The organism is Pseudomonas sp. LBUM1663 (genome assembly GCF_059695905.1).
Genome location: NZ_CP166792.1, coordinates 1,918,208 through 1,929,769, shown reverse-complemented (window position 1 = coordinate 1,929,769; position 11,562 = coordinate 1,918,208). Strand labels below are relative to the sequence as shown.

Annotated in this window: 10 protein-coding genes and 4 tRNA genes; 5 read left to right on the top strand and 9 right to left on the bottom strand. The window is 58.8% G+C overall.

The window, feature by feature from the left end:
• Positions 1-40: 40 nt before the first annotated feature.
• Positions 41-496 carry a YkvA family protein gene (locus ACA075_RS08710; RefSeq protein ID WP_497299215.1) on the bottom strand — a complete coding sequence of 152 codons (456 nt, stop codon included), beginning with the start codon at positions 494-496 and terminating at the stop codon, positions 41-43.
• 293 nt (positions 497-789) lie between these two features.
• Positions 790-1,503, bottom strand: coding sequence for a BamJ family beta-barrel-assembly machinery protein (gene bamJ, locus ACA075_RS08705; RefSeq protein ID WP_109628686.1), 714 nt, complete (start codon positions 1,501-1,503; stop codon positions 790-792).
• A gap of 269 nt (positions 1,504-1,772) precedes the next feature.
• Between bamJ and ACA075_RS08700 the strand changes: the two genes are divergently transcribed.
• Both ACA075_RS08700 and ACA075_RS08695 read left to right on the top strand, forming a co-directional pair.
• Positions 1,773-3,581 carry a di-heme-cytochrome C peroxidase gene (locus tag ACA075_RS08700; protein WP_497298111.1) on the top strand — a complete coding sequence of 603 codons (1,809 nt, stop codon included), beginning with the start codon at positions 1,773-1,775 and terminating at the stop codon, positions 3,579-3,581.
• Entirely contained in the window at positions 3,578-4,711 is a 1,134-nt protein-coding gene (locus ACA075_RS08695) for a catalase family protein (protein WP_497298110.1), read from the top strand. The genes ACA075_RS08700 and ACA075_RS08695 overlap by 4 nt, the downstream gene beginning before the upstream one ends.
• An 85-nt stretch (positions 4,712-4,796) precedes the next feature.
• Here ACA075_RS08695 and ACA075_RS08690 read toward each other — a convergent pair.
• The 4 genes from ACA075_RS08690 to ACA075_RS08675 form a co-directional block, all read right to left on the bottom strand.
• Positions 4,797-4,873 (bottom strand) — tRNA-Asp (locus tag ACA075_RS08690).
• 19 nt (positions 4,874-4,892) lie between these two features.
• A tRNA-Val gene (locus tag ACA075_RS08685) sits at positions 4,893-4,968 on the bottom strand.
• A gap of 187 nt (positions 4,969-5,155) precedes the next feature.
• Positions 5,156-5,232: transfer RNA gene (locus ACA075_RS08680), tRNA-Asp, on the bottom strand.
• Positions 5,233-5,250: 18 nt separating this feature from the next.
• Positions 5,251-5,326, bottom strand: a tRNA-Val gene (locus ACA075_RS08675).
• Between the two features lie 160 nt (positions 5,327-5,486).
• On the opposite strand from ACA075_RS08675, the gene rdgC reads away from it, so the two are divergent.
• From rdgC to sugE, 3 genes are all read left to right on the top strand, one after another.
• A complete protein-coding gene (gene rdgC / locus ACA075_RS08670; protein WP_219095593.1) occupies positions 5,487-6,407 on the top strand; it encodes a recombination-associated protein RdgC in 921 nt (306 codons plus the stop codon).
• A gap of 143 nt (positions 6,408-6,550) precedes the next feature.
• The gene (locus ACA075_RS08665) at positions 6,551-7,516 is read left to right on the top strand and encodes a bile acid:sodium symporter family protein (protein ID WP_497298109.1); all 966 of its coding nucleotides are present in this window, start codon (positions 6,551-6,553) and stop codon (positions 7,514-7,516) included.
• A gap of 119 nt (positions 7,517-7,635) precedes the next feature.
• On the top strand, positions 7,636-7,950 hold the full coding sequence (gene sugE / locus ACA075_RS08660; protein ID WP_497298108.1) for a quaternary ammonium compound efflux SMR transporter SugE: 315 nt from the start codon (positions 7,636-7,638) through the stop codon (positions 7,948-7,950).
• Positions 7,951-8,002: 52 nt separating this feature from the next.
• Here sugE and ACA075_RS08655 read toward each other — a convergent pair whose 3' ends face one another.
• The 3 genes from ACA075_RS08655 to ACA075_RS08645 form a co-directional block, all read right to left on the bottom strand.
• Entirely contained in the window at positions 8,003-9,877 is a 1,875-nt protein-coding gene (locus ACA075_RS08655) for an MFS transporter (RefSeq protein WP_497298107.1), read from the bottom strand.
• A 99-nt stretch (positions 9,878-9,976) separates the two neighbouring features.
• Entirely contained in the window at positions 9,977-11,128 is a 1,152-nt protein-coding gene (locus ACA075_RS08650) for a TDT family transporter (protein ID WP_497298106.1), read from the bottom strand.
• A gap of 105 nt (positions 11,129-11,233) precedes the next feature.
• Positions 11,234-11,545, bottom strand: coding sequence for a cupin domain-containing protein (locus ACA075_RS08645; RefSeq protein WP_010456760.1), 312 nt, complete (start codon positions 11,543-11,545; stop codon positions 11,234-11,236).
• Positions 11,546-11,562: the final 17 nt, after the last annotated feature.

Here is an 11,562-nt window from a genome sequence, read left to right as displayed (position 1 = left end):
GTCGCGGGGGGTATGAATATAAGGACGATCCTCAATCGAATCAGGTTTTTTTCGGCCCCTGAAGCTGAAGTTGCTCGGGGGTATCGGGGAGACGCTCGACCACCGCAAGCTTCTCCGGCAACTGGCGTTTGCGCCAGGCACGGAAAGCATTGAGTTCGTCGTCGAGGACTTTCATCAACCAGGCGAGTACGGCGATGTCATCGAGCATGCCGAACATCGGGATGAAGTCCGGAATCGCATCCACCGGGCTGAGGAAGTACATCAGGCCGGCCACCACCGAGATTATTGCCTTCGGGCTGATGGCGCGGTATTCGCCGCGCCAGTAAGACAGGCACAGTGCCTGCAACAGGCGCAAATCGTCCTTGAGCTTGCCCAGGCGGTTGCCTTGACTGGCACCTTTGCTGGCGACGGCGAACAGCAGGGTCGGCAAACGCCCACGGGCAAGCAGGCGTCCGGCGAGTGGCAGGAAACGAGCGAAATTCCAGGGTGCTTTCATCATTCCTCCCGCTGAAATGTTATCCACACAAATTGTGGATAACCTTGTGAACAGAGCTATTTTTCACCGCTGAAAGCCCCGTTTCATAAGGGCTCAACTCAGATCGGGCGTTTTTTACTCACATAAAAAAACCCAAGATTTCATTGACTTGGAGCGCCGGCGCGGCTAGCACGGCGTCCTCAATGGCTATGACTGCACCGTACAGCGTCCGTTCGCTTTGTTTACCCTCGCTGAACGCCAGATGCAACAACGCCCCGCATAAAGCGAGGCGTTGTTTTTAAAGCAGACGCTGATTACTTGGCGGCGTCTTCTTTTGCTGGATCCTTGATCGCCAGCAGTTCCAGGTCGAATACCAGCACCGAGTTGGCTGGAATCGCCGGGCTTGGGCTTTGGGCGCCGTAGGCCAGCTCGCTAGGGATGTACAGCTTGTACTTCTCACCAACGTGCATCAGTTGCAGGCCTTCGACCCAACCCGGAATCACGCCGCTGACCGGCAAATCGATCGGGCTGCCACGGTCGACGGAGCTGTCAAAGGTAGTGCCGTCGGTCAGCTTGCCGGTGTAGTGAACAGTCACTACGTCGGTAGGCTTTGGCTGTGCGCCATCGGCTTTCTTGACCACTTCGTATTGCAGGCCCGAAGCAGTGGTAGTGACACCGGCTTTCTTGGCGTTGTCTTCGAGGAATTTCTTGCCGGCGGCTGCCGACTCTTCGCTCATTTTGGCCATACGCTCTTCAGCACGCTTCTGCAGTGCTGCGAAGGCTTCGACCAACTCATCATCCTTCAGCTTCTGTTCTTTCTTGCCGACGGCATCTTCGATGCCTTGGGCTACGGCTTTGGAGTCCAGGTCATCCATGCCTTCCTGAGCCAGGCTCTTGCCCATGTTCAGGCCAATCCCGTAGGAAGCTTTTTGCGCCGGGGTTTTCAGCTCTACGCTGGTCTGCGAGTCACAACCCGCAAGTACCAGGCTAACCAGGGCCACCGCCGCCGCCAACCGATGCTGTTTCATGCTATTTCCTTGTTCATGCGCCTAAAGGGCAATCGAGTAAAGCCGCGAGCTTATCAGGCGGCCACGACCAATGGCTACCGGCATGAGAGCGGGAAACTTCTGATAAGTTCAGGTGTTTTAACGCATTTCGGGATTGCAATGATGAAGCTTATGTCATCTTGGGCCCACTGAGACGGGTACCGGATCCCACAACATCTGGCGTAATGGCCACTTGCCGCACCTGAAGCACTGAGGCATAAGAGAGCTACAAATCGACAAGGATGTTTATCTTGCGCCTCTTATTACGCCTGCTGGTATTGTTCGCTGTGCTGCTGGGGCTGGGCCTGGCCGTAGTGCTGTACTACGTCGCCAACCCGAAATTGCCGACCTGGTCACCCGCACAACAGGTGCATTACCTGGAACAGTGGAGCGCCGCCGACCGCCAGACTTACTACTTCACTCCCCAGGGCACTCAGGTCAAAGGCTTACGCTATGACTGGTTCAAGGAACTCGAACTGCCCTTCTCGAAACAACGCTTCGCCGCCCCCGAGTATCTCGCACGCTTTGGTTTTCTGATCGACCCCGACCAGAAGGACACACCGAGCAACCCCGACAACTTGCCCGTGGGTTTTGCCCGCCATCAAAACCCCGGCAGCCAGGACGCATTCCTCGACATCACCTGCGCCGCCTGCCACACCGGTGAATTGCGCTTCAATGGCCAGGCCGTGCGCATCGACGGAGGTTCGGCGCAACATGTACTGCCTTCCAGTGTTCCTACACTACGGGGCGGCAGTTTCGGACAAGCACTTGTCGCCAGTCTGGTCTCGACGTATTACAACCCGTGGAAATTCGAACGTTTCGCCCGCAACGTGTTGGGCGAGGACTACGAAACTCGCCGCCAACAGTTGCGCCAAGACTTCAAAGCCTCCCTCAATACGTTCGCGAAAGTGGCCTGGAACGACACCCATCGAGGGCTCTACCCGACCGAGGAAGGCCCCGGTCGCACCGACGCATTCGGGCGGATCGCCAACGCCAGCTTCGGCGATGCGATTTCACCTGATAACTACCGCGTGGCGGATGCCCCGGTGGACTACCCGCAACTGTGGGACATGTGGACCTTTGACTGGGTGCAATGGAACGGTTCGGCGCAGCAACCGATGGCCCGCAACATCGGCGAAGCGCTGGGCGTCGGTGCCACCCTGAATTTCTTCGACGCCAATGGCCAACCGCTCAAAGGTGACGAGCGCTATCCGTCGAGTGTCCGCTTGCGCGACTTGCACCAGATCGAACAAACCCTGCAACGGCTCAAAGCACCGGCCTGGCCAGAGGAGCTGCTCGGTGCTGTCGACAAACCCCTGGCCGCCAAAGGTCGCGAATTGTTCAGCGAAAACTGCGCCGACTGCCACGTGCCCCGATCGCTCCAGACCAACGGACGTTGGGTGCAACACCTGAAAATGCTGCCGGTGGACTACATCGGCACAGACCCCGGCGCGACCAATAACATCGCCGACCATCGCTTCGACCTCAGCGCCTTGCAATGGGATCCGGCGGAGCTGGCGAAACTGGATGTGCAGTTGCAGCCGCCGCCCGCCGAACCGCTGGACATGAGCAAACTCTCGTCAGCCAAAGGCCTGGCCTACGTCACCGCGTTCGTAGGAAACAGGGCTTACCGCGAGGCGAAAATCCCCGACGCCGAGCGCCCGGACATGGATGGCTTCGGCCTGCCGATTGGCGTGCGTGAATTGCGCGCCTATAAGGCCCGCCCATTGGCCGGCGTCTGGGCGACGGCGCCGTTTCTGCACAACGGTTCGGTGCCGAGCATCTATCAACTGCTCTCGCCCCAGGATGAACGCGCAACGACCTTCTTCAAAGGCACGTTCGAGTACGACCCCAGGCACTTGGGCTATCGCACCGAGGCCTTTGCCAATGGCTTCAAGTTCGACACGCGCATCACCGGCAATCACAACAGCGGCCACGAATTCCGGGCTGGCAAGTTGGGTAACGGCGTCATCGGTCGCCTGCTCCAACCGGAGGAGCGCTGGGCGCTGTTGGAGTATCTGAAAGTGTTGGGCGGCCCGTTGGAGGCACAATTGCCATGAGAAGACTGTGGATGTGGTTTGGCGCCTTCCTCGGCAAAACCCTGTTGTGGTTACTGGGCGTGGGAGTGCTCGGGTGGGCGCTGGCCACGGCGTGGTTTGCCTGGCAGCACCGGGGACCGGTATCCGCTGAAGAACTGATCCCGAACGGCGAAGCGGCGATGACGCAGGACATCATTCAGACGGCCGTGCGCATCGTCGATCAGCATCGTGAGAGCACCCGCTACCTGCGTGATGCGCATGCCAAGGCGCACGGGTGCGTGAAGGCCGAGGTTCAGGTGCTGCCGAATCTGACGGATGAGCTGCGTCAGGGCGTGTTCAGCGAACCCGGCAAAACCTGGCAAGCGACGATGCGGCTGTCCAACGGCAATGCCTATCCACAGTTCGACAGTATTCGTGACGCCCGAGGCATGGCGATCAAGTTGCACGACGTGCCCGGTAAACAACTGCTCACCGATCAACAAAGCCGTGGCGAACAGGACTTTGTGATGTTCAGCCACCCGAACTTCTTCGTCAGCGATGTCGCCGAATACCGTCAGAATGTGGCTGCTCAGGCCGATGGCAAAAAGCTGATGGCGTTTTTCCCCGGCTGGGATCCGCGCACGTGGCAGGTTCGTCATTTATTCATCGCTTTGGCGACACTCTCCCCTGCCCCAGAAAGCCCGACGCAGACGACGTACTTTTCGGTCTCGCCCTACAAGTTGGGTAACGCCAATGCGAAGTTTCGGGTGACGCCAGACCCTGACAGTTGCCCGGCCTACACGTTGCCGGCGCAGAACCAGAAGCTGCCGAATTTTTTACGGAATGCGCTGAATCAGCAATTGTCGACGGATCGGGTGCCAGCATGCTTTGTCTTGCAGATTCAGCGGCAGGATCCGGGCAAGTACATGCCGATCGAGAACACGAGTATCGAATGGAAGGAAAAGGATGCGCCGTTCGAAACCGTGGCGCGGATCAAACTGCCCGCCCAGGACTTCGACACGCCGGCGCTGAACGTGCAATGCGATAACCAGTCGTTCAACCCGTGGTTCGGGCTTGAGGCTCATCGACCGATTGGCGGTATCAACCGCCTGCGCAAGGCGGTGTATGAAGCGGTCAGCGATTACCGCCACAGACGCAATGCCGAGCAATAAAGCCAAATCCCGGACAGCAAAAAGCCCGCATCAAGCGGGCTTTTTGTGTGGTGACCTGGCGTTCAGCGTTCCAGGTTACCGAATATGGCGCAGCGGACGGGACTCGAACCCGCGACCCCCGGCGTGACAGGCCGGTATTCTAACCGACTGAACTACCGCTGCGCGTAGCGTTGAAAGTAAGTGGTGGGTGATGACGGGATCGAACCGCCGACATTCTGCTTGTAAGGCAGACGCTCTCCCAGCTGAGCTAATCACCCTTTACCTTCGTTGCGGGGCGCATTGTGCCACAGATTTTCGTAAAGTGTTGATTTAATTGATATTTTGTCAAAAAAATCTGAAAACCGGTGAAACAACACATACCGCAGGAACAACAGACAGAAAAAAACCCGCGTTAGCGGGCTTTTCCGTGGTGACCTGGCGTTCAGCATTCCAGGTTACCGAATATGGCGCAGCGGACGGGACTCGAACCCGCGACCCCCGGCGTGACAGGCCGGTATTCTAACCGACTGAACTACCGCTGCGCGTAACACTAAAGCGAATGGTGGGTGATGACGGGATCGAACCGCCGACATTCTGCTTGTAAGGCAGACGCTCTCCCAGCTGAGCTAATCACCCTTCACTTTCGGTGTGGCGCGCATTCTACGGAGCGACCCCACCTCTGGCAAGCACTTTTTACAATAATTTTTGCAGGCCTTCCAAAGGCTTAGAGAAGGGTTGGCCTATGGCTTCGCTAAGAGAATAATGCCCCCCTTTGTATAAAGGAGAGACTCGCCCCATGTGGTTCAAAAACCTGCTTATCTATCGCCTGACCCAAGATCTGCCTTTTGATGCCGAGGCGTTGGAAACTGCACTGGCCACCAAACTGGCGCGTTCATGTGCAAGCCAGGAGTTGACCACCTACGGTTTCGTCGCGCCCTTCGGCAAGGGCGAAGATGCACCCCTGGTGCACGTCAGCGGCGACTTCCTGCTGATCTCCGCCCGTAAAGAAGAACGCATCTTGCCGGGCAGCGTCGTGCGTGACGCCGTAAAGGAAAAGGTCGAAGAGATCGAAGCCGAACAAATGCGCAAGGTCTACAAAAAGGAACGCGACCAGATCAAGGATGAAATCATCCAGGCGTTCCTGCCACGTGCCTTTATCCGTCGTTCGTCGACCTTCGCCGCCATCGCGCCGAAACAGGGCCTGATCCTGGTCAACTCGGCCAGCCCGAAACGCGCCGAAGACCTGCTGTCCACCCTGCGTGAAGTGATCGGCACCCTGCCAGTACGTCCGCTGACCGTTAAAATGTCGCCGACCGCGACCATGACCGAATGGGTCACCACCCAGAAAGCCGCGGACGACTTCTTTGTGCTGGACGAGTGCGAACTGCGCGACACCCACGAAGACGGCGGCATCGTGCGCTGCAAGCGTCAGGACCTGACCAGCGAAGAAATCCAGCTGCACTTGAGCACCGGCAAAGTGGTGACTCAGCTGTCACTGGCCTGGCAAGACAAGCTGTCTTTCGTCCTCGACGACAAGATGGTGGTCAAGCGCCTGAAGTTCGAAGACCTGCTGCAAGACCAGGCGGAACAGGACGGTGGCGAAGAAGCTCTCGGCCAGCTGGACGCCAGCTTCACCTTGATGATGCTGACCTTCGGCGACTTCCTGCCGGCGCTGATTGAAGCGTTGGGCGGTGAAGAGCTTCCGCAAGGGATCTAAAAGCATGTGATGTCACTGTGGGAGCGAGCCTGCTCGCGATGAGGGCCTGACATTCAACATTGAGTTGACTGACACTCCGCCATCGCGATCAGGCTCACTCCCACATTTGTTTGTGGTGCTTACTCAATAATAAGGATCAGGCCATGCGCGCCCTCGCTGCATTGAGTCGTTTTGTCGGCAACACCTTCGCTTACTGGGTTCTGATTTTCGCCGTCGTGGCGTTCTTGCAGCCGGCGTGGTTCATCGGCCTGAAAGGCGCGATCGTGCCGCTGTTGGGCCTGGTGATGTTCGGCATGGGTCTGACCCTCAAACTCGAAGACTTCGCCGAAGTCGCTCGTCATCCGTGGCGCGTGGCCCTGGGCGTGGTTGCACATTTCGTGATCATGCCCGGCGTGGCGTGGTTGCTCTGCCAGGCGTTTCATCTGCCGCCGGAAATCGCCGTCGGCGTGATTCTGGTCGGCTGCTGCCCAAGCGGCACCTCGTCGAACGTGATGACCTGGCTGGCGCGCGGCGACCTGGCGCTGTCGGTGGCCATCGCCGCGGTCACCACCCTCCTCGCTCCGCTGCTGACGCCGGCATTGATCTGGCTGTTGGCTTCGGCGTGGCTGCCGGTGTCCTTCATGGAACTGTTCTGGTCGATCCTGCAAGTCGTGCTGCTGCCGATCGTGTTGGGTGTGGTTGCCCAGCGCGTGCTCGGCAGCCGGGTGCGCCATGCGGTGGAAGTGTTGCCGCTGATTTCGGTGGTGAGCATTGTGATCATCGTCACCGCCGTGGTGGCCGCCAGCCAGGCGAAGATTGCCGAGTCGGGCCTGCTGATCATGGCCGTGGTGATGCTGCACAACAGCTTCGGTTATCTGCTGGGTTACTTCACCGGGCGCCTGTTCAAGTTGCCACTGGCCCAGCGTAAATCCCTGGCGCTGGAAGTCGGCATGCAGAACTCCGGTTTGGGTGCCGCGCTGGCCAGTGCGCACTTCTCGCCTTTGGCGGCGGTGCCTAGCGCGCTATTCAGCGTCTGGCACAACATTTCCGGGGCGTTGCTTTCGACGTATTTCCGCCGCATGAGCGAGAAACAGGACCGGGAAATCGCGGCTCAGCAAGTGGCCGAGTAATCCGCAAACTTGATCCCCGGGTTAATGATGGGCACTCTGTGGCGCAACGCGAGGACGACCTCGCGGCTCGATCGAGTCATTAATCTGGGGACGACCCCGTCAATCGATGGAGGTCTCTCATGTCCTGGATCATTCTGTTTTTCGCCGGCCTGTTCGAAGTCGGCTGGGCCGTCGGCCTGAAATACACCGACGGTTTCAGCCGCCCCCTCCCGACCGCATTGACCGTTGCCGCCATGGCCATCAGCCTTGGCTTGCTGGGCCTTGCCATGAAGGAATTACCGCTGGGCACGGCCTATGCGATCTGGACCGGTGTGGGTGCCGTGGGCACGGTGATCGCGGGGATTATTCTGTTTGATGAATCCATGGCGCTGTTCAGGCTGGCCAGCGTGGCGTTGATTATTGCCGGGTTGATTGGCCTGAAGGTCAGCGCCTAGGCCACTACCGCTATCGCGGGCTTGCCCGCGATGAGGCCCCCACACTCGCCAACTATCTAACGGTCCCACGCAAATCCCCGACCATCGCCTGCAACTTCGCCGGTTCCGCCGCCTCAACCGCCACCGCCGGCCCTGCCACCAACGTCACCCGCGACCACAACCGACGAAACAAGCCCTTGCCCGGATCGCGGCTGAAGAAACTCCCCCACAACCCTTGCAACGCCAGCGGAATCACCGGCACCGGCGTCTCTTCGAGAATGCGCACCAGCCCGCCCTTGAACTCACTCATCTCCCCGTCAGCGGTCAACTTGCCTTCCGGGAAGATGCACACCAGCTCACCGTCCTTCAGGTATTGAGCGATACGCGTGAAGGCCTTTTCGTAGATTTGAATGTCTTCCTGGCGCCCCGCAATCGGAATCGTCCCCGCCGTGCGGAAGATAAAGTTCAGCACCGGCAGGTTGTAGATCTTGTAATACATGACAAAGCGAATCGGCCGACGCACCGCACCGCCAATCAGCAACGCATCCACAAACGAAACATGGTTGCAGACCAGTAATGCCGCGCCTTCATCCGGGATCAAATCGAGATTGCGATGCTCCACGCGGTACATGGAATGGCTCAGCAGCCAGATCATGAAACGCATGGTGAATTCCGGGACGATGCTAAAAATGTAGGCGTTAACGCCGATGTTCAGCAGCGACACCACCAGAAACAGCTGCGGGATCGACAGCTCGACCATGCTCAACAAAACGATCGAGACAATCGCCGACACCACCATGAACAGTGCGTTGAGAATGTTGTTGGCGGCAATCACCCGCGCCCGCTCGTTCTCGGGGGTGCGCGATTGAATCAGCGCATACAGCGGCACAATGTAGAAACCGCCAAAAATCCCCAGGCCCAGAATGTCGATCAACACCAGCCAGGTGTGGCCAAACCCAAGGATTTCGATCCAGCCGTGGCCGTCAACGCTGTCTGGAATACCGCCGGAATGCCACCACAGCAGCAAGCCAAACACCGTCAGGCCAAACGAGCCGAACGGCACAAGTCCGATCTCGACTTTGCGCCCGGAGAGTTTCTCGCAGAGCATCGAACCGAGGGCGATACCCACCGAGAACACCGTCAGAATCAGCGTCACCACGGTCTCGTCGCCGTGCATCCATTCCTTGGCATAGGCCGGGATCTGCGTCAGATAAATCGCCCCGACAAACCAGAACCATGAGTTGCCGACGATGGAACGCGACACCGCAGGCGTTTGCCCCAGGCCCAGCTTCAAGGTCGCCCAGGATTGGCTGAAGATGTTCCAATTCAGGCGCATTTGCGGCGATGAGGCCGCCGCCCGGGGAATGCTGCGACTGGCCAGGTATCCGAGCACCGCGACAGCGATGATCGCGGTGGACACGATGGGCGCGTAATGACTGGACGACATCATGATCCCGGCGCCGATGGTGCCGGCAAGGATCGCCAGGAACGTGCCCATTTCCACCAGCCCGTTGCCGCCCACCAGCTCTTCTTCACGCAGGGCCTGGGGCAGGATCGAGTATTTCACCGGCCCGAACAGCGCCGAGTGGGTGCCCATGGCGAACAGCGCCACCAGCATCAACGACAGGTGATCGAACAGGAATCCGACCGCGCCGACCGCCATGATGGCGATTTCCCCGAGTTTGATCAGACGAATCAGCGCGTCCTTGGCGAACTTTTCCCCGAACTGGCCGGCCAGCGCCGAGAACAGAAAGAACGGCAGGATAAACAGCAGCGCGCACAGATTGACCCAGATCGAACGGTCACCCGAGAGGGTCAGCTTGTACAGAATGGCGAGGATCAACGACTGCTTGAAGATGTTGTCGTTGAACGCCCCGAGGGACTGCGTGACAAAGAACGGCAGGAAGCGCCGGGTGCGAAGCAAGGTGAACTGTGAGGGGTGGCTCATCTTCCATGTGTCCCTGATGTTGGGTAGAGAGTGGCTTGGCGATTTGTTATTGGAATGTCGAACGTCGATCCAGGCCACACATTACCTAATCTTTGCCGCTTATTTCTTTAATCCTGCAATGCACGGCGAGACAAACAACTCGCCGCGCCACGCGCCTTGCACCGTGCGTGTGGAGACGATCAGCCACATCACCGCCAGCATCGCCACCAGCACGCAGCCAAAGACACTGAAAAACGCCAGGTTCAAGGTGCTGCCCAGTTTCAACGTCGTCAGAGAATAGACGCCCAGCGGGAAGGTGAAGCCCCACCAACCCAGGTTGAACGGGATACCGTCGCGCAGGTAGCGCACCGTAATCAGCACCGCCATCAGCATCCACCAGAAGCCGAAGCCCCACAGCGTGATCCCGGCCACCAGGCCCAGCCCAGCCGCAATTTCACCGATGCCCGGCAAGCCGTTGGCCGCGAAGATGGCCGGCGCGTCGGCGCCCAGCAGCAACATGCCCAACGCCCCGGTGCCGATCGGTCCAAGCGCCAGCCAGCTAGAGGCGGCCATGTTTTCGTGAGGCAGTTTATGCAGCGCCATGCGCAGCAACAGAATCGTCAGAATGCTGAACGCCACCGGCAGGGAAAAGGCCCACAGCACGTAGCTGGTCGTCAGCACCACCAGTTGCGAATGGGCATCGGCCAGGTGCGGTGCCAACAGCCCCCCGCTGGCGGCCGCCACTTCCGCCGCGACCACAGGCAACAGCCAGACCGCTGTCATCTGGTCGATGCTGTGTTCCTGACGGGTGAACATCATGTAGGGAATCAGCACGCCGCAGGCCAACGACATGACCACATCGATCCACCACAGCACCTCGGCGACATGAATCACTCCGTCGCCCCAGCGCGGCAAACCGAACAGCAGGAAGCCATTGATGATGGTTGCCAAGCCCATGGGGATGGTGCCGAAAAACATTGAGACCGTGGAGTGGCCGAAAATCCGTCGAGCCTCATCGAAGAACAGCACCCAGCGTGCCGTGTAGGCGGCGGTGAATAATACGAACAAGCAGATATTGAGCAGCCAGAGACCTTCGGCCACCGCGCGCAGACCGGGTATGGCGACGGGCAATTGTGCCAGCGCCAATGCCAGTACCCCCGTGCCCATGATCGCGGCGAACCAGTTGGGCGTGAATTGGCGAATGGCCTCGAGCGGATGCTGCAAATGGCTGAACGGTTTGAAACCGGGTGTGGTGGTGTTGGGGCATGTCATGGCGAATTCCTCTCCTCTTGTGAGGTGGAATTCATGGTAGATCCGAATCGAATATCTATATAACGGGTAATATCTCTAACTGTTATCTGTTTTGTAGATATAGCGTCAGACGCTGCCTTCCGTCTCGATCACCAGGATCCTGGCCGCACCTTGTGGATGGGCAACGTGTTCGGTGCCCACCGAGGCGTAGAAAATGTCGCCGATGTCGAGCAGCGTGTCCTTTTCAACACCGTCTTCGCGATAGCGCATCTGCACCTGGCCATCGAGCACGACGAACACTTCCTGCCCATCGTTGACGTGCCATTTATACGGCTGATCGGTCCAGTGCAAACGGGTGGTGATGCCGTTCATGTTGGCGATATCCAAGGCGCCCCAGGCACGGTCAGCGGTGAAGGATTTGCTGCGGATGATCTTCATGGGGCATTCCGTCGAAA